The sequence below is a fragment of the Algoriphagus sp. NBT04N3 genome, from assembly GCF_019443765.1.
Lineage (GTDB): Bacteria > Bacteroidota > Bacteroidia > Cytophagales > Cyclobacteriaceae > Algoriphagus > Algoriphagus ornithinivorans.
Map to the genome: position 1 here is coordinate 1,699,959 of NZ_CP048415.1, position 18,151 is coordinate 1,718,109.

The following is an 18,151-nucleotide window of genomic DNA, read 5'->3' on the forward strand; positions in this document are numbered from 1 at the left end:
ATGGAGGATTTTCTCTATTTCTTTTCATTCCAAGACTCTTCCATCCTATTTATAGTGATGGGGATTACCTTATTGGGTATAGGGTCTGCCTATGTGGGTACTTTCAGTTTTTTGGATAACAAGGCCCTTCTGGGGGATGCCATCTCTCATGCAGTATTGCCAGGTATTTGTTTAGGTTTCATTTTAGCAGGTGAAAAAAATCCTTTTTACATAGTTGGAGGAGCCATTTTCTCCGGAGCACTTGCTACATTTTTGAGTTCATGGCTAAAAGAAAACACCAAACTGAGCGAGGATTCGATCATAGCTGTAATCCTATCTGTTTTTTTCGGTTTTGGAATTGTGCTTTTGACCATGATCCAAAAGACTGGAAATCCGGAAATGGCCGGATTAAATCAGTTTATTTTCGGTAACGCCATTGGAATATTGGAAGAAGACCTTTGGGTTTATGGCTCACTTTCTCTGTTGATTATTCTAACGCTCAGTTTACTGCTAAAAGAATTCAGTCTTCTGGTTTTCAATGCTGAATATGGAAAAGCAATCGGCTTTCCAATGAAGGGAATTCGTGTTGTCTTCAACATTTTAATGATCCTTTCAGTGGTCATCGGCATTCAGGCGATTGGAGTTGTCTTAATGGCAGCCTTATTGATCACCCCTGGAGCAGCAGCTAGGTTTTGGACTGATAGGCTCGGAACGCTTTTGATTTTGGCGGCTCTCTTCGCAATCATATCCGGAATAGTCGGAACCTATATTTCTTTTATCATCCCCCAAATGCCAACCGGTCCTTGGGTTGTGGTCAGCTTATCAACCCTGGCTTTGATTTCTTTTCTTTTCGCTCCAAAAAAGGGAGTTCTATTCCGTTTTATTTCCCGTCAATCTTATTTAAAAAAGACGCATAAGGAACATGTGCTTAAGAGTCTTTATAAGGCAATGGAGGAGCAAAAATCCGGGCTTCAAATCCAAGAACTTCTTTCAATGTTTCCAGTACATAAAACTGAAACTTTGAAATCAATTAAAACTCTAAATAAAACCAATCAAATAACTGTTAAAGAAGGTTTTATAGAATTAAATGAAAGCGGAAAGAAAGAAGCAAAAAGGATTGTAAGACTACATAGATTATGGGAATTGTATTTGAACGAATACATGAATATCGCCCCTGATCACGTACATGATTCTGCTGAAAAATTAGAACATTTGATCACTCCTGAATTAGAGGAGCTTTTAGATAACAGATTGAATTATCCTAAGCTAGATCCTCATCAGGAAAATATCCCAAGAGACCATGATGACCATTGATACCAATGCTTTTCTGATCATTTTCACAGCATCTCTGATTGCCATTTCATGTGGACTTTTGGGAGTATTTATGATGCTTCGCAAAATGTCTATGACGGGAGATGCTATTTCACATGCAGTATTGCCTGGAATTGTCATTGGCTTTTTTATTTCTGGTACGCAAAGGGGCATAGAAGTCATTATAGGTGCAGGTTTGTTGGGGATATTAGCTACCCTCATCATTGATTGGTTGAGAAAAAAAGCCAAAGTTCAATTGGACGCTTCAATTGGTATCACCTTCACCTTATTATTCGCTATAGGAATAATTCTAATCAATATGCTTGCCTACAAGGTAGATTTGGATCAGGAATGTGTGCTTTATGGTGAAATCGCCTATTTGCCAATTGATCTGTGGATTACCAAATCAGGTTTTAGTATGGGACCTAGAATTACATGGCTCGCTATCTTAAACCTACTGCTGGTAATCACTTTCATCTGGCTTTTATTCAAAGAGTTAAAGCTTACAAGTTTTGATGAAAGCTTCGGGATCGTTTTAGGAATTCCTGCAGGTGCCATCAATTTAGCTTTAATGTCCATGGTTTCGTATACAACAGTTAGCAGCTTTGAGGCAGTTGGTGCGATTTTGGTAGTAGCTTTACTTGTAGTGCCTCCAGCCACTGCTTTCCTTTGGACCAAGCAAATCAAGTCATTGATCAAATTGACGATAGGTATTGGAATCGGAATTTCAGTGATCGGATATTACCTCGCCTTTTGGTTGGATTCTTCGATTGCTGGTATGATGGTTAGCGTTGCAGGTTTCGTTTTCTTGACTTCAGCAATTTTAACAAGCAAAAAGTCTAAATTTAAATTCGGAACTCAATCTAAGGAGGAGGCGTTTAGTTCCTGAATTGCAGCTTATGAAAAAATTATTTCTTCTTTTCTTCCTTTTCACTTTCACTCATTTGGTTTTTGCCCAGCAAGAAATCCAGTGGATGAAATTTGAGGATGCCATCGCGGCCAATGAGAAAAACCCCAAGATGCTACTGGTAGATGTCTACACAGATTGGTGTGGCTGGTGCAAGAAAATGGATAAGGAAACCTTTACAGACCCTAAAGTGGTAGAATATATCAACGCGAAATTTTATGCCGTAAAATTAAATGCCGAGGATACGAAGAGGACCTTTACTTTTGGAGGCAGAGAATTCAATGAAGCAGAAATGGCTGCAGCGATGAGGGTTCGCTCCTATCCTAATTTTGTGATAATAGAACCGACTTTACAAAATATAGCCCAACTTCCAGGTTATAGACAGCCGGAACAATTTTTAGCGGGCCTGAATGAATTAATAGAAAAAGCCTTTAGACCTAAACCATGAGCTTTTCACTCTCCGAGCGAAATGACACTATTATTGCTTTGGCCACATCTCAGGGTGTCGGTGCCATTGCAGTTATCCGACTTTCAGGACCAGATTCTATCAGATTAGTGAATGAGGTTTTTCAGGGAAAAAATCTTGAAAAGCAAGAATCACATACCATCCATTTTGGAACAATCCGTGATGGTGACAAGATCATAGATGAAGTTCTCGTATCGCTTTTTATAGCTCCCAAATCATTTACTAAGGAAAATGTGGTTGAAATATCAACTCACGGTTCCTCCTATATCATCAATCAGGTAATCCGCCTTTTCATGAAAAAAGGTGTTCGCCCGGCAAAGCCTGGAGAATTCACTCAAAGAGCTTTTCTGAATGGGCAATTTGACTTGGCTCAAGCAGAAGCCGTTGCGGATTTGATACACTCTGACTCTGAAGCTTCCCATCAGGCTGCATTGAATCAAATGAGAGGTGGATTTTCTTCTGAGATTCAGGAATTGAGATCCAAACTCATTCACTTTGCTTCTATGATTGAGTTGGAGCTTGATTTTACCGAGGAAGACGTAGAATTTGCCAGCAGAGATGACTTGAGAGACTTAGTAGAGAAGTTATTGAGAGTGGTAGAAGAGCTAATTCTCAGCTTTGACCTCGGGAATGTTATCAAAAACGGGGTTCCAACCGTCATAGCAGGAAAACCTAATGCAGGAAAGTCTACCCTACTTAATGCCTTGCTCAATGAGGAAAAAGCAATTGTATCAGATATTGCCGGAACTACTAGGGATTTTATCGAAGATGAAATAAATATTGGCGGGGTAATCTTTCGATTCATAGATACAGCTGGCTTAAGAGAAACCACAGACACGATTGAAGCAATTGGTGTAAGCCGAACTCAGGAGAAAATGAAAACGGCTTCTATGATTTTATACCTTTTTGATTTGGGTGATACAGACTTAGTAGAGATCAATCGGGATGTCAATAAGCTGGAAAATCTGGGAGTTCCTTTCGTGAAAGTAGCCAATAAGGTAGATAAGGCTAATAATCAATTGATCAGTGAATTAAAAGAAAAGCATCCGGACAGCATTTTTATCTCAGCGGGTCAAAAAGAAAATTTAGAAGGCCTTAAGGCTAAAATTTTGGAGTTGGTCAATTTGGATAAATTCAAAACCGGAAATACCGTGGTGACCAATATTCGGCATTATGATTCATTGACTAAAACCAGGGAATCGCTGTTAGATGTTCTAAGAGGCTTGGATCAGGAAGTGACCAATGACTTTTTGGCAATGGACATCAGGAGGTCCCTGCATTATCTTGGAGAAATCACCGGTGAGATCACAACCGATGATTTATTGGCGAATATCTTCTCCAAATTCTGTATCGGTAAATAAATTTTAAAAGATGATTTATGGCGAACCTGCCTGTCGGACAGACAGGTATCTTTTCCAAATTTTGTATCGGTAAATAAATTATCTTAGACACCAATAGGCATACATTTTTTTCAAAAATAATTACCCTTGCATTTTTAGTCAAAAATTATGCATCTTGTAAGTAGTTTTTTCAAGATGATAGTTGAATGCCTGAACAAATACTTAAACCCAAGCAATCTCTTAATAAGGCCTTTTTAAAAGTAAAACCCAATCGATCTGCGATTGAGAGTTTTAAAACTAACCTTCTTCAATTGGTCGACCGAATCAATGAATCCGAATCAGAAGAGTTTCATAAGAACTTGGTCATTGATTTCTTAAAGAAAACCTATTACGATCCTTCCCACTACATCAATACCAAAGGGCGAAATGACCTAGTTATCCACACAGGAGAAAAAGCTAAATCGAGTGTTGGTGTAATCATCGAAACAAAAAAACCGACGAATAAATCGGAAATGTTGAGCAGAGAAAATATCAACAGTAAAGCACTTCAGGAGCTGGTTTTATATTACCTCAGAGAACGGATCACTCAAAAAAATCTTGAAGTCAAACATCTTTTGGTAACAAATATTCATGAATGGTTTATTTTCGATGCGCAGATTTTTGATAGACATTTTGCTCAAAACAAAGGGTTAGTCAAGCAATTTGAGGATTTTGAATCAGGAAGACTCGCTGAAATCAAAACCGACTTTTTTTATAAAAACATCGCTGAACCGGCTATTGAAAAAGTAAAGGATCAAATTACCTTCACCCATTTTGATATCCGAGATTATAACAAGCCACTGCGCAATCAGGACAAAAAAGATGACTCGAAATTAATCGCATTATTTAAGCTGCTTTCTCCGGAACACTTGCTTAAACTACCTTTTGCTAATGACAGCAACAGTCTAGACAAGCGCTTCTATTCAGAATTGCTACATATCATTGGACTTACAGAAACGAAGCAAGGAGGCAAAAAACTGATCGAGCGAAGTGCAAAGGGAAAGCGTAACTCAGGCAGTATCCTAGAGGATGCCATCATTCAATTAGATTCCCTCGATAAAATTAGTCAGCTGGATAAGCCTAGTCACTATGGTAATTCCTTAGAAGAACGCTTATTCAATGTAGGCTTGGAATTAAGCATCACTTGGATCAATCGGATTCTTTTTCTGAAACTATTAGAAGCCCAACTCATCAGCTACAATAAGGGAGATAAATCCTTTGCTTTCCTTAATAAAAAGAATATCCATGATTGGGATGATCTCAATTCGCTTTTCTTTCAGGTTCTTGCTAAAAAAACTGAAGATAGAAATGAAGATGTGAAGGAAATTTTTGCCAAGGTCCCCTACCTGAATTCTTCCCTATTCGAACCAACTTTTTTGGAGCAAAAGACCATCATGGTCAATTTTCTAAAGAATGAAAAAACCATTCCGGTGATTTCATCTACAGTTCTGAAGGATGTTCATGGAAAAAAGCTGAATGGCGAACTCACGACTTTGGAATACTTATTCCGCTTTCTGGATGCTTATGATTTTGCCAGTGAAGGTTCAGAAGAAATTCAGGAGGATAATAAAACCCTGATCAATGCTTCTGTTTTAGGCTTGATATTCGAGAAAATCAATGGTTATAAAGACGGATCTTTCTTTACTCCTGGCTTTATCACCATGTATATGTGCCGGGAAACGATCCGAAAGGCAGTCATTCAGAAGTTTAAGGAAGCCAAGGGATGGGAAGTGGAAAATCTGGAGCAACTCTATGACAAAATCGACGATAGAAATGAGGCAAACGAACTCGTCAACTCTCTAAAAATATGTGATCCTGCAGTAGGATCCGGTCACTTTTTGGTTTCAGCACTCAATGAAATCATTGCGGTCAAAAATGACCTTAAAATCTTGCAGGATAGATCTGGCAAAAGACTTAAAGAATATCAGGTAGAAGTAGTCAATGATGAACTGATCGTCACCGATGAAGATGGAGAACTTTTTGAATACCACCCCAACAACAAAGAATCCCAGCGAATTCAGGAAACACTATTTCACGAAAAGCAGACAATAATTGAGAACTGTCTTTTTGGGGTAGATATCAATCCCAACTCGGTTAAAATCTGCCGACTACGACTTTGGATTGAATTGTTAAAAAGTGCCTATTATAAAGATCCAATTACCCTAACTGGCAATAGCTCTCCTGTCTGTTATGCTGATTCTGATGAAGTGCGTGATGAATACAGAGACCTTCGAGGTTCTGAAAACCTCAAAGGACAGCGGGAACTGGAAACTTTACCCAATATCGATATCAATATCAAATGCGGAAATTCATTGGTTTCAAGATTTGGATTAGAGGAAGATCTCAGTCAGGCATTGAAGAAAAGTAAATTTTCTATCGATGCATATCGAATCGCAGTGGATCGCTATCGAAATGCAGAGAGCAAGGAAGAGAAGCGGGAGATGGAAAACCTGATCAATGCGATCAAATCCGATTTCCGATCTGAAATAGCCAATAACGATCCTAAGGTTAAGCGGAAAGCCAAACTGGGCGGTGAACTCTATAACCTGACCATGCAGACAGGGCTTTTCGAAGAGTCAGCCAAAGAGAAAAAAGCTCGCCTCGCTAAAATCGATAAAGTCAGCAAGGAACTGGAAAAACTGGAAACAGAAATCGAAGAAATCAAAGCCAACCAGATTTTTGAAAATGCTTTTGAATGGCGATTTGAATTTCCTGAAGTACTAAATGTTGAAGGGGATTTTGTGGGTTTTGATGTGGTAATCGGGAATCCGCCTTATATCCGGCAGGAAGAATTTTCTAGCCTTAAACCGTATTTGCAGGGAAGATATCAAACTTATGCGGGGACAGCAGATCTCTATGTCTATTTTGTGGAATTGAGCATGAACTTGCTCAAGGACACAGGCAATTTTGTCTTTATCATTCCTAATAAATGGATGCGGGCTGGTTACGGTAAAGCCATGCGAAACTATGTCAAAGGCTTTTCAATTCAGGAAATTTTGGATTTTGGTGATTTACAGGTTTTTGAAGAAGCGACTACTTACCCACTTATAATTGGACTTGAAAAAAACATTCCTATTGACAAGTTTACCGCTGTAAATCTGGAAACATTGGATTTTCCCCTAGGAATGGAAAGTTACCTAGCTGAAAACAGAATAGAAGTTTTAGAGGAAGGGCTTGCTGATGACGGATGGACACTGACAGATAGTAAGGCTCAAAAACTTATATCGAAACTTAAATCACAGGGAGTACCGCTTTCTGAGTATGTAGATGGAAAGATTTTTCGAGGAGTACTTACAGGCCTAAATGAAGCCTTTGTGATAGATCAAGAAACCAAAGACCGTCTGATGGCGGAGGATCCCAAAAGTGAAGAAATCATTAAGCCATTCTTGGCGGGAAGGGATATCAAGCGGTATCAGCAGCCGAAAAGTGATAAGTTTTTGATTTTCACGAGACGTGGAATTGAAATTGAAAACTATCCTGCCATCCTCTCCTATCTCGAAGGCTTCCGCAAAAGCTTGGAGCCCAAACCAAAAGATTTCAAGGGAACCAACTGGCCAGGCCGAAAACCCGGAAGCTACAAATGGTATGAAATTCAGGATGCTGTGGATTACTATGAAGAGTTTGAGAAGGAGAAGATCATTTATCCAAATATTTGTAAACGTCCAGAATTTGCATTTGATGATTCATCAAAATATACGAATCAGAAATGCTTTATTATTTCCCACTTTGATTTTGGCTTCTTAGGAATCTTAAATAGCAAAATTACCTATTTCTTGTTTGAACAGATCCTGCCAAAATTGAGAGGAGGCTTTTTGGAGCCTAGTTATTTGTACTTCAAAGATTTCCCCATACTTAAAGATGAAACTGGAAGAATAGATTTACTAGTAGAACAAATCCTTGAAGCAAAAAAGCAAAATCCAACATCTGACACCTCGACTCTCGAAGCTGAAATTGACCAATTGGTTTATGAGCTTTATGGGTTGAGTGAGGATGAGATTGGGATAGTGGAAGGGAGGAAAGTATGACGTTACAGGAAATTCACGATAGATTCTCAGATTATATTTTTAAAGTAGAAAAAGAGGGTCATGTTATGGTAACAAACCATGACTACACTTTATTTGAAGAAAATCAATTTGGTAAAAAGGAATTTAAATTCAAAGTTGCAACTGCATTCAATATATTTAAATTATACAAACAAGTAGCTATAATATTTAATGATTTTGGCGAAAGAGAACTTTTTCAAATACCAGAGATATTAACAAGGTATTTGAATAAAGAAGAATATAAAAATATGATAATAGAAGTAAAAGACCCAATTGATCCTTCAAGATCATATAGTGGAAAAAACTTGCTTTTTACTGGACGGATATACATAGAATGTAATAGAATAACATCTAAACGTGAAATATTATACAAACATATTGACAACTTAAATTTCACTTATAACAATACTCCCTTATATTTTTCAATTAGAACTACTGAAGATTATGAAAAAATGGATAAAACAAGTTTAAAGAACATATTTCTTTGTCATGATTTCAATGATAAAGAAATTGTTTCAAAAGTAAACGCAGAATTATCGAGAAGGATGTTCAATGTTTGGTTTGATAAATTTTCCATTAAACCTGGTGATTCGATATATGAAAAAATATCAGAAGGTTTAAATCAATGCGATAACGGATTACTTTTTATAAGTAAATCATTTCTGAAAAACGAAGGCTGGGTCAGATTCGAGCTTCAATCACTTGTTAACAAACAAGTTTACGAAAAAAAGAAAGTAATTATTCCAATTTGGTTAGATATAGACTTGGATGATTTAAAAGAATACCCTTGGCTTAGAGATAAACTTGCTATTAAATATTCTGAAAATGTAAAAGAATTTGTAATGGAAATTGAAAAAGGATTAATATAGAAATCATGAAAAAATTTAAAAATAAACAAACTCAAGACAAATTCTTAAAATGGATTAAAAATTATCCAGAAAGTTATCATGGTTTTGATATGGATCGATTTTATGACTTTGTTTTATCTTTAAAACTAAATGGAGAATGGATTACTGAAGATGAACTTCATTCTGCTTTCAAAGAGGAAAAGAAATGGGAAGAAGATTTTAGAAATAAAATAGTTAGTGATTATTACCACAAGCTACTCGATTTAGGAAACTTTATTGATTTCATTATAGAAAAAAACTTAATTAAGAAAAGTCTATAAAATTATTTAATGAAAGCCAACGAACTCCAAATAGTCAAATTTTTAAAATCTCCTGATGTACAATTTGTTATTCCCATCTACCAAAGGAATTACGATTGGACCATTACGGAATGTCGGGAATTGCTCAAAGATATAATCCAGGTTGCCGATGAAGGTCGGGTCTCACACTTTATCGGTAGCATCGTCTTTATCCATGACGGCGTTTACAGTACAAGCAATGAAGTAAAAGAATTGGTGATCATCGATGGGCAACAGCGATTGACTACTATCAATATATTGATTGCAGCTCTATATCGCTTTGCCAAAGAGAATCTGCCATCCCAAGAATCGGAGCGACTTTACAATATGTTTTTGGTCAATCAATATGTCCAAAAAGAAGCTTACAAGCTTAAACTGAAACAAACAGATCGAAATGCGATTGCTTTCAAAGCCATTCTACTTGGTAATGAAAAGTCAATCACTGAGTACACCAATGTCAAAGAGAATTATACCTTTTTCCGATCTGAGATTAACGCCGAAACTTTCCCAGTCATTCTAGAGGGGTTGAACCGATTGATATTTGTGGAAATTTCACTGGAAAGAGGCAAAGACGATCCACAGCGGATCTTTGAAAGCTTGAACTCTACAGGGCTAGATCTTTCTCAGTCTGATCTGATTCGAAATTTCATTTTGATGGATCTTCCTCCTGCTGATCAAGACAAAATCTTTGAAACCATTTGGAGCCCGATTGAGGAAAACGCTAAGGACCTCTCTAAAAGAACCTCTTTGGTTTCCGATTTTATTCGAGATTACCTGACGCTGCGAAACAAGAAAATTCCAAATAAGAACAAGGTTTATCAAGAATTCAAGATTCTCTTTCAGGAGAAGGATGAAGCGGGTTTTAATCAGGAATTGGAGGATATCAAGTCACTTTCTTTTCACTACAAAAAACTTGTCAATCCCACAACAGTCAAAGATAAACAGGTTCGGAAAGAACTGGAATATATCAATCGACTGGAAATCAACGTGGCCTACCCTTTCCTTCTGCAGGTATTTGAAGATTTGGAAAATGGATTAATCGAAACCTCAGATTTGGTTTCGATACTTAAACTAATACAAAGCTTTGCCTGGAGAAGATTTATTGTAGGCTTACCAACCAATTCCCTGAATAAAGTCTTTATGACTTTGTATTCTGAAATCGACACCGAAGAATATGTGGAGTCAATTGAAAAGGCGTTGATGAAAAAAGGAGGAAACTCCAAATTCCCGACCAACGAGGAAATCAGGTTAGCTTTGAAGGATAAGGATCTCTACAATATCCAACCTAAAAACCGATCCTACTTTTTTGAATTGCTGGAAAACCATAATAACAAAGAATATGTCGATACCTCGAATGAGGCAATTACCATAGAGCATATTTTTCCAAAAACGCCTACGGAAGAATGGAAAAAACAACTTTCCAGAGAACAGTTTTCTGAATTCAAAGACAAGTATTTGAATACCATTGCCAACCTTACGCTTTCCGGAAATAACGGAGCACTTAGCAACCGATCCTTTCTTGAAAAGAAAACTATGAATCAAGATGGCAACGAGCAAGGATATATCCACAGCAGACTTTGGCTAAACTCTTACCTTCAAAAAATCGAAGAATGGACGATTCCACACCTCGAGGAGCGGTTTGAAATTATTTACGATCGGTTTCTTAAAATCTGGAAGCTCCCGGAAGTTTTGGTCTTTGAGGAACAAGATGATAAGGAACTGAATATTTTTGACGCAGAAAAGCCTACTTTCAAAAAGCTGGAATATTTCATTTTTGAGAATAATAAAGTCGAGGAAGAAGCAATCGCACAGATGTACTTTTATGTTTTGCGCGCTCTTTTCAGAAAAAATTCTGAAGTAATGGTCAGTGGACAAACCATTTTGAAAATCAGCAGAAATCAATCTGATTTCAGAGAGGCGAAAGAACTGGAAAATGGTTGGTATTTCGAATCAAACATTGACAGCAATTCCAAATTCAGTATTCTTAAAAAACTGCTCTCGCTTTATGAAATGGAGGAAGAGTTGATAATAAAGTACCAAACTGGTCCAGTTAACAATGGTGAACCAAGTAAAGCCAATTTACATCGTAAGTTTTGGCAACAGCTTTTACCACTTCTCCAGGAGAAAAAGATTTTTGAAAACATAAGTTCATCAAAAGATCAATGGCTAAGCTGCGGAACTGGAATCCCTGGACTACAATACACTTTAGCAAATACACGAACTTGCTGCCGAATTGAATTAGGAATAGTAACATCGAGTAAGGATTTGAATAAATCTTATTTCAAGAAACTCTTTTCTAACAAAGAAGCTATTGAGAATGCATTTGGTAACACAATCGAATGGCAGGAGCTAGTAGATAAAAAGATGTGCAGAATAAAAGCTGAGCTAGAATGTGTTGATTTTAACAGCCAAGACGACTGGAACACTAGGAATGAATATTTTGTAGAAATACTGCCCAATTTCAAAAATGCTTTTGATCCATTTTTGAAGGAACTGAAATAAGAATGCCCCGCATGCTCCCAATCTCCTTAATCATCCTCGGCGGAATTTTATTGATTTCCGGAATTGTACTTTTGGTTAAATCAAAGTCAATAAAGAACGAGTCGCTGACTCAAGCCATTGCCGCGGTGAAAGCAGACGGTATTTTGACTCCAAAGGAAGAAAAGTTAATTCTTGAGATCGCTAAAATTGAAGGAAAAGATGGAAATGCTACTATCGCTAAGATCCGTAGAGATTTGGAAGAATCGGAAGAGGATTCTGAGACGGAATTAATTGATGTCAACCAAAAAGCAGGATTGGATTTCGAGAAGTTTGTGGTTCAGAAGTTTGACAAGAAATATTTCAAAATCCGAAATTGGGCAGGTGACAAGTTTGTGGACGGCCGATATGCTGATACCACCACTCAGCCAGATATCCAACTATCGCTGATTCTTCGTGGTCAGTCCTACCCTCTTGCTGTAGAATGCAAATGGAGATCTGAACCCAATGGTAACTTCATCCGGTTTGCCAAAGATGGACAATTGGAGCGATATAAAGCATTTGCCCAACAAGAAAACTACCCGGTTTTTATTGCTTTGGGAATAGGCGGTAAGCCATCCAGTCCAGCGGAATTGTATATTTTACCCATTCAAGAGCTGAAAAAGCCTATTCTACACAAGGCAGGATTAGGAAAGTATCGGAAAAAAATTGATTCTGATTTCTTTTTTGACCAAGAGTCAAATAATTTGAGATAGGTAAACTTTGGATTTGGAAGAGTATATAAATCAAAATAATGAACTAAAATGTAAACCTGTAGGTTGACACTATGAAGATTGTTAGTATATTTGAGCGTTCAAAGGACTGTCTTTATGCTGTAAAGTATGATGAGAGTGAGTTGGACGCATTAGAATTACTTCAAAGGTTCTGGGATGATCCAGAAGAATTACGAAAGTTTTTCAAAAAATTTCAGAAGGATTATGAAAACTATTATGGGAAAGCAAAAATCAGTTCCATCGTTGAGAAAGCAATTGAGGATGCAGACACATTATTTGAAACCTTATTCGAATTGGCTGAAGATGAATCAGGAAAACATCTGAGCGAATTTTTTAAACCTTTACACAATAAAGAAGCTGGAAAATCTTACGAACTACAACTGCTAAAAGCTTATGGAACGCTCAGTAATTCATTTTTGCGCGTTTACGCTATACGGTATGGCACATCTTATGTAATTACAGGTGGGGCAATCAAGTTGACTGATCAGATGAAGGATCGGAAGCACACGAAAGTTGAGCTGTATAAACTCAATTTGGTAAGAGATTATCTCAAAGAGAATGGTGAAGATGGGGAGTTCGTTTACTTAGACATTTAAGACAATGAGCATTACGGAAGAGAAAATAAAAAAATTAGCATCAGAAAATCCAACTTCCAATTGGAAGGAAAAAGTTGCCTTTAGAAAAGAAAACAAGGCTTGGCTCAAAAAGTCCTCAAGAATAGCTTTGCGAGTTTTGGATGCTTTGGATGAAAAGCGCTGGAACCAAACTGACTTGGCAAAAGAACTAGGGGTAACTCGACAGCAGGTAAGCAAATTGGTAAAGGGACAGAATGATTTCAAGCTTTCAACCATAACTCAGTTAGAAAAAGCATTGGGAATTCAGTTACAAGCAATCTTGGCTGATGGTGAATTTGTAATGTCAGAAGAAATGATTCAGGAAAGAGTGAATCAAGGTGTTACTGATTATCATAGAAAATGGATGATGACTCAGCAATATTTTGCATTAAAAAATCAAAAATCAGATCCTCAAACTGTGATGGCTGTTGAGTCTACCACCGAGGATGAATATGCTTTAGCAGGATGAAAGCAAAATTTTCACCATTACAATTATTGGATTTCAAGCTTTTGGAATCACATTATGAATTTATCATTCCTAAGGATGATGAGTTAGATCCCAAAGAGTTATTTGGTGCTTACCATGTCGAAATAGATTTTGATATGAGCCCAATAGATGAAAATGGAGAAGTTCAGCTGGTTACCTTGATAGAGGTTAATTTAGGAGGAGAAAGTATAGATGCTGGCTATAAGATTATGGTAGAAGGTGGCGGAACATTCAAACTCAATGAAACAGAAGAAATTGCTGAAGGCTTAAAAAACAACCTCTTGAAGTTTTCGACTTTGAATATGATGATCAATAACCTTCGTAATATCATCTATCAAATAACAAATCTCGGCCCTATGGGCGGGTATCTCCTACCTCCGATTGACATCACTAAACTGCTAAATGATAAGGCTGAAGAACAGGAGTCAGAATAAACCTTTTTTAATTAAAAATTAAATTTCTTAAAAACTGTCAAGAAATTCTTGACAGTTCAGTCAATTGGCCATCGAAATTTACCCAATTTGAAAAAGCTCAAGCAAAGAAAATATGGTAAGTGTCAAGTTTGCGGATATTCAGATTATATTTTTATCAATTAGATACACTTTCTATATCGGAAAGTAAGTCATCCACGTAAAATCACATTTACTCACCTTTTTTGGTCGTGTATTTCAAAATACAATATTTGGACTTAGTATTCTGAAATATGCTTTGTGCATTGTAAATCGATTTTTTTCGAAATAAAATTTTGATAATCCTTTTCAATATCCTAGTTTTCAATGTTTTATGTGAGTTTTTGGAAGAAGATAATTCTTCCTTTCACCCACGGTTTCTTTCATAAAACTGACAAACTCTATGAAAATTGGAATACTAGGCGGCACCTCGCTAGCCAAAACTTTAGGAAAAAAATACATTGAAGCAGGTATCAATGTTGTATTTGGAGTCCGCTCCGATTTTGAGGTTGAAGATGAGGAATGGAAGGTCCTCAATAAATTCCATCACAGAATTTGCCCTTATGAATCAGCTATTATACAGGCAGAAATCATTTTGATCTGCTCTGAAAACGGATACCTTCCAGAAATTTGGTGTGCATTAAAAAATTCAGATACTGAGGATAAAATCATCATTGATTGTACAAATGCCTCCTTTATCAAGAAACTCTCCAATTCTCATACATCTCTTTTAAAGAAAGCAGCTCCCAAGGCTCACTTATTCAAAGCCTTTAACAATCTTGGCGTGGAGTACCCTTTAAATGATGAAATGGGAATAGTCAAAGAAACCTATTACTGTGGAGATGATGTTCCGGAAAAAATCAGAGTTAAAAGACTGATAGAACTCATTGGTTTTAAAGCAATTGATGCAGGAAAAATGTCCAATGCATTTCTTTTGGAAGCCTTTTATCACCTATCCAAAGAAATCACCTGGAATAAAAATGAAAGAAATAACTACCATTTTAAACTAGTCTCCTTTTAGATGTCACCTATTTACTAAAATCTTCTATTTTCCGATTTTTCTAATATTTAAGGCAATTAGCGACACGCTTTTTGCCTTAAATTTTATAGTTTCGAATCAACATCTTTAAAAACCCAATTTTGATAAACCCCTTTGGTGGTTTTGCTTACCGAATGAAAAAATTCAACAAGAAAATCCTCGTAATCGATATAGGTGGTTCCAATGTGAAAATTCTAGCAACGGGACAGCCTGAACGTATCAAAATTCCATCTGGAGCAGAGTTTACTCCTGAACAAATGATTCCCTTAGTCAGAGAACATGCCGCAAATTGGAAATATGATGTAATAACGATAGGTTTTCCCGGAGTAGTAAAGCATAATAAAATTGTCAATGAACCTGTAAATATGGGTTCGGGTTGGGCTGGTTTTGACTTTCAAGAGGCTTTCGGCTGTCCATTGAAAATAATCAATGACGCAGCAATGCAAGCATTGGGAAGTTTCGAAGGAAAGAAACTCCTCTTCTTGGGCCTTGGAACGGGACTCGGCACGGCTATGGTTTTAAACAAAACTATCATCCCTATCGAAGGCGGCCATTTGCCTTATAAAAAGACCACTTTTGAAAGTTATATAGGCAAGCCATATCTCTTCAAGAATGGACAAAAAAGATGGGAAAAACACGTTCACAAGGCTGTTGAAATCTTCTCAGATGCCTTCCAACCAGAGGACATTGTATTGGGGGGAGGAAATTCCAAGCTTCTCAATGAAGTCCCTGAAGGTTGTCGCCTAGGAACTAACCAAAATGCCTTTAAGGGAGGCTTTAGAATCTGGGAGGAAGATTTCTTTATTTAATATTTCGAAGAGGCTGTCTCATTATTAGCTCTAGTGTCTGCCTGAGTCTTAAATATTCTTCGAACATACAAAAAAGATGATGACAGGTTCGTCCAAAATGGATTCGTTTCTCGTCCTTTCGCAAATGATATCTATTCCTTTTAGAAAAAATTTTTTTAGTTAGGGCGCGGTGGGCTGACGCAGCAGCGGGCCAGCGTCCGGCCAAGTGCGGTTGGAGCTTTGCTGCGTCTTGAATTTTTGGTTCTTTTGCTTCAAGGCAAAAGAACGATGAGAAAAAAGAAAATGCATAATAGAAGAAAAAGGATTTTAAGTTAGCTAAAGCTTACTTTCCATAACAAAGGATTAAATTCCGAAATAAGTGAAATTTCGGAATTTAATTTTAACTGTCATTGGGAGCAGAGTCGAAGACCGTATTTACCGTTGTGGCCTACATTTCGATCCCGTTCAATTGTCGGGACTCTCAATTTGACAATTTGCACTTTTGAGACAGCCTCTTCTTTATTTTTCTAATTCCTCCAGCTCCTTGGCTTTTCTTTTCTCTAATCGCTTAAAATAACCCCGCAACAGAAAGTTATGCTTCAGAGCTTCCATATTCTGGTTAAAGCTTTCAGTGCTACTTTCTATATTTTGAATTGTATTCAATAGAGATTCCCTTACCAAGGTATCATTCAACAAAGCTCCAGCAGCTCCTTTTCCTTCTTGAATTTCATTCAAAATAGTTCTTGCCTCCAAAAGTACCCTTTCGGCTTCTTCCCCGGTTTTTAATATTTGATCGATTGATTTTGAAAAATTTGCGCTTAAAACTGTATCAGTGAACACTTGATCGACTAGGCCCTCGCCTTCTTCTAATGTTCTCAGTAGCCTGTTTCCTGCTTGGGCCATCTCAGTGGCTTTTCTACCAGCTAAGCGGAATTCATCTACTGCCAAATTGATATTTTCCACCAACATTGTATCCCTCAACAGGCTCCAAATAGCCTGACTTTTATTCAATTTGTTAGTAATATCCGCAAGATTGACAAGGGTCTTTTGAAGGTAATCTCCACTCATATCAAGCTTTTTAAGCATATCTTCAGTGCCTACCTGTTCCATGGCAAAAAGTACATCTCCTTCTTCAATTGGGCCTGCTTCCCCATCTTGTGGAACAATGTGCAGAATTTTATTCCCCATCAATCCATCGGTAGAAATGATGGTAGCCGCATTTTTCTTAATGTGCTCCTGCATTTTTCTTTTAATCAAAAGGCTAACTTCTATGGTTGAATCGTTAGCCATATCGATTGATTTGACTGTGCCTACATCCATACCCTGAAACCTCACATTATTTCCAGGAACTAAGCCATTGACATTTTCCACCACTGTCAACAAGGTGATTGAAGTGCCGAAAATATTTTGGTTTTTGCCTATCATATAGAGCGCAAAAACCAAGAATAGCACTCCTGCAATGACTAGCGCGCCTAATTTGGTGTGTTCTATTTTCTTTTTTCTTTTCATAATCAGTCAAAGAATTCCTTGATCTTTGGATCTTCGGATTTCCTTAAATTTTCGTAAGTATCCTCTGCGTACCTTGTTCCCTCGATGAGCATAATTACTCGATTGGAAGTCATTTTGATACAATTCAAATCATGAGAAATGATCAGGGCCGCAGATTTATATTTTTTCTGAACACTCAGCATCAAATTACTGATTTCACGAGAAGTAATCGGGTCTAGCCCGGTTGTAGGTTCATCGTACATAATTACCTTGGGTCTGAGAATTAAAGCCCTAGCCAGAGCAATTCGCTTTCTCATTCCACCTGAAAGTTCGGCTGGCATCATATCTATGGTATGAGATAACCCAACATCTTCCAATGCCTCTTTTACAGCAGCATCAGCACCTTTTTTTCTTTCTTCTTTACTCCAATGTCTCCTTAGAGGAAATTCCAGGTTTTCCCTGATTGTCATGGAATCATACAATGCATTGCTTTGGAAAAGAAATCCTACCTCAGCCCGAAGACTGTCTAATTCATCCGAATTTAACAGCTGAATATCCTTTCCTAGCACTATCATTTCCCCTGAATCAACTTCCATGAGGCTGATGATGCACTTAATTAAAACTGACTTTCCGGAACCTGATTTTCCAAGAATTGCGAGATTTTCTCCGGCGTTGATAGCCATGTTGAAATTGCGGAGAACATGACTATCACCGAATGATTTATTGAGATCTTTTATTTGAATCACTGGTTCCATCTTGTTAAC

The 18,151-nt window shown here is 37.3% G+C and carries 16 protein-coding genes; 14 read left to right on the forward strand and 2 right to left on the reverse strand.

The window, feature by feature from the left end; translation table 11 throughout:
• From GYM62_RS07355 to GYM62_RS07420, 14 genes are all read left to right on the forward strand, one after another.
• Positions 1 to 1,293: an iron chelate uptake ABC transporter family permease subunit gene (locus GYM62_RS07355; protein ID WP_219958924.1), complete on the forward strand. Its 1,293-nt coding sequence runs from the start codon at positions 1 to 3 to the stop codon at positions 1,291 to 1,293.
• Positions 1,280 to 2,179, forward strand: coding sequence for a metal ABC transporter permease (locus GYM62_RS07360; RefSeq protein ID WP_370627660.1), 900 nt, complete (start codon positions 1,280 to 1,282; stop codon positions 2,177 to 2,179). The genes GYM62_RS07355 and GYM62_RS07360 overlap by 14 nt, the downstream gene beginning before the upstream one ends.
• A gap of 10 nt (positions 2,180 to 2,189) precedes the next feature.
• On the forward strand, positions 2,190 to 2,645 hold the full coding sequence (locus tag GYM62_RS07365) for a thioredoxin fold domain-containing protein (protein WP_219958925.1): 456 nt from the start codon (positions 2,190 to 2,192) through the stop codon (positions 2,643 to 2,645).
• Positions 2,642 to 4,024 (forward strand): tRNA uridine-5-carboxymethylaminomethyl(34) synthesis GTPase MnmE, encoded by a 1,383-nt coding sequence (gene mnmE, locus GYM62_RS07370; RefSeq protein WP_219958926.1) that lies wholly within the window; start codon positions 2,642 to 2,644, stop codon positions 4,022 to 4,024. The genes GYM62_RS07365 and mnmE overlap by 4 nt, the downstream gene beginning before the upstream one ends.
• 185 nt (positions 4,025 to 4,209) lie before the next feature.
• Positions 4,210 to 8,067, forward strand: a complete 3,858-nt coding sequence (locus tag GYM62_RS07375) for an Eco57I restriction-modification methylase domain-containing protein (protein WP_219958927.1) — start codon at positions 4,210 to 4,212, stop codon at positions 8,065 to 8,067.
• Entirely contained in the window at positions 8,064 to 8,954 is an 891-nt protein-coding gene (locus GYM62_RS07380) for a toll/interleukin-1 receptor domain-containing protein (protein ID WP_219958928.1), read from the forward strand. Before GYM62_RS07375 ends, GYM62_RS07380 begins: the two co-directional genes overlap by 4 nt.
• A gap of 5 nt (positions 8,955 to 8,959) precedes the next feature.
• Complete coding sequence (locus GYM62_RS07385; RefSeq protein ID WP_219958929.1) at positions 8,960 to 9,253, forward strand: hypothetical protein; 294 nt, start codon at positions 8,960 to 8,962, stop codon at positions 9,251 to 9,253.
• A 9-nt stretch (positions 9,254 to 9,262) separates the two neighbouring features.
• Positions 9,263 to 11,773: a DUF4268 domain-containing protein gene (locus GYM62_RS07390; protein ID WP_219958930.1), complete on the forward strand. Its 2,511-nt coding sequence runs from the start codon at positions 9,263 to 9,265 to the stop codon at positions 11,771 to 11,773.
• An 11-nt stretch (positions 11,774 to 11,784) separates the two neighbouring features.
• A complete protein-coding gene (locus GYM62_RS07395; protein ID WP_219958931.1) occupies positions 11,785 to 12,504 on the forward strand; it encodes a hypothetical protein in 720 nt (239 codons plus the stop codon).
• 71 nt (positions 12,505 to 12,575) lie between these two features.
• Entirely contained in the window at positions 12,576 to 13,118 is a 543-nt protein-coding gene (locus GYM62_RS07400; RefSeq protein WP_219958932.1) for a hypothetical protein, read from the forward strand.
• A gap of 4 nt (positions 13,119 to 13,122) precedes the next feature.
• Positions 13,123 to 13,605, forward strand: a complete 483-nt coding sequence (locus GYM62_RS07405; RefSeq protein WP_219958933.1) for a helix-turn-helix domain-containing protein — start codon at positions 13,123 to 13,125, stop codon at positions 13,603 to 13,605.
• Positions 13,602 to 14,057, forward strand: a complete 456-nt coding sequence (locus GYM62_RS07410; RefSeq protein WP_219958934.1) for a preprotein translocase subunit SecB — start codon at positions 13,602 to 13,604, stop codon at positions 14,055 to 14,057. Before GYM62_RS07405 ends, GYM62_RS07410 begins: the two co-directional genes overlap by 4 nt.
• Before the next feature lie 418 nt (positions 14,058 to 14,475).
• Positions 14,476 to 15,093 (forward strand): NADPH-dependent F420 reductase, encoded by a 618-nt coding sequence (locus GYM62_RS07415; protein ID WP_091650619.1) that lies wholly within the window; start codon positions 14,476 to 14,478, stop codon positions 15,091 to 15,093.
• A 152-nt stretch (positions 15,094 to 15,245) separates the two neighbouring features.
• Positions 15,246 to 15,920 carry an ROK family protein gene (locus tag GYM62_RS07420; protein WP_219958935.1) on the forward strand — a complete coding sequence of 225 codons (675 nt, stop codon included), beginning with the start codon at positions 15,246 to 15,248 and terminating at the stop codon, positions 15,918 to 15,920.
• Between the two features lie 498 nt (positions 15,921 to 16,418).
• On the opposite strand, the gene GYM62_RS07425 is transcribed toward GYM62_RS07420, so the two are convergent.
• Positions 16,419 to 17,408 carry an MlaD family protein gene (locus tag GYM62_RS07425; RefSeq protein ID WP_219958936.1) on the reverse strand — a complete coding sequence of 330 codons (990 nt, stop codon included), beginning with the start codon at positions 17,406 to 17,408 and terminating at the stop codon, positions 16,419 to 16,421.
• Between the two features lie 2 nt (positions 17,409 to 17,410).
• Positions 17,411 to 18,142, reverse strand: coding sequence for an ABC transporter ATP-binding protein (locus GYM62_RS07430; protein ID WP_219958937.1), 732 nt, complete (start codon positions 18,140 to 18,142; stop codon positions 17,411 to 17,413).
• Positions 18,143 to 18,151: the final 9 nt, after the last annotated feature.

What these genes read in the sequence shown, in the direction of transcription:
- GYM62_RS07355 (WP_219958924.1), top strand. Translation starts at nt 1, where the DNA reads ATGGAGGATTTTCTCTATTTCTTTTCATTCCAAGACTCTTCCATCCTA.
- GYM62_RS07360 (WP_370627660.1), top strand. Translation starts at nt 1,280, where the DNA reads ATGATGACCATTGATACCAATGCTTTTCTGATCATTTTCACAGCATCT.
- GYM62_RS07365 (WP_219958925.1), top strand. Translation starts at nt 2,190, where the DNA reads ATGAAAAAATTATTTCTTCTTTTCTTCCTTTTCACTTTCACTCATTTG.
- mnmE (WP_219958926.1), top strand. Translation starts at nt 2,642, where the DNA reads ATGAGCTTTTCACTCTCCGAGCGAAATGACACTATTATTGCTTTGGCC.
- GYM62_RS07375 (WP_219958927.1), top strand. Translation starts at nt 4,210, where the DNA reads ATGCCTGAACAAATACTTAAACCCAAGCAATCTCTTAATAAGGCCTTT.
- GYM62_RS07380 (WP_219958928.1), top strand. Translation starts at nt 8,064, where the DNA reads ATGACGTTACAGGAAATTCACGATAGATTCTCAGATTATATTTTTAAA.
- GYM62_RS07385 (WP_219958929.1), top strand. Translation starts at nt 8,960, where the DNA reads ATGAAAAAATTTAAAAATAAACAAACTCAAGACAAATTCTTAAAATGG.
- GYM62_RS07390 (WP_219958930.1), top strand. Translation starts at nt 9,263, where the DNA reads ATGAAAGCCAACGAACTCCAAATAGTCAAATTTTTAAAATCTCCTGAT.
- GYM62_RS07395 (WP_219958931.1), top strand. Translation starts at nt 11,785, where the DNA reads ATGCTCCCAATCTCCTTAATCATCCTCGGCGGAATTTTATTGATTTCC.
- GYM62_RS07400 (WP_219958932.1), top strand. Translation starts at nt 12,576, where the DNA reads ATGAAGATTGTTAGTATATTTGAGCGTTCAAAGGACTGTCTTTATGCT.
- GYM62_RS07405 (WP_219958933.1), top strand. Translation starts at nt 13,123, where the DNA reads ATGAGCATTACGGAAGAGAAAATAAAAAAATTAGCATCAGAAAATCCA.
- GYM62_RS07410 (WP_219958934.1), top strand. Translation starts at nt 13,602, where the DNA reads ATGAAAGCAAAATTTTCACCATTACAATTATTGGATTTCAAGCTTTTG.
- GYM62_RS07415 (WP_091650619.1), top strand. Translation starts at nt 14,476, where the DNA reads ATGAAAATTGGAATACTAGGCGGCACCTCGCTAGCCAAAACTTTAGGA.
- GYM62_RS07420 (WP_219958935.1), top strand. Translation starts at nt 15,246, where the DNA reads ATGAAAAAATTCAACAAGAAAATCCTCGTAATCGATATAGGTGGTTCC.
- GYM62_RS07425 (WP_219958936.1), bottom strand. Translation starts at nt 17,408, where the DNA reads ATGAAAAGAAAAAAGAAAATAGAACACACCAAATTAGGCGCGCTAGTC.
- GYM62_RS07430 (WP_219958937.1), bottom strand. Translation starts at nt 18,142, where the DNA reads ATGGAACCAGTGATTCAAATAAAAGATCTCAATAAATCATTCGGTGAT.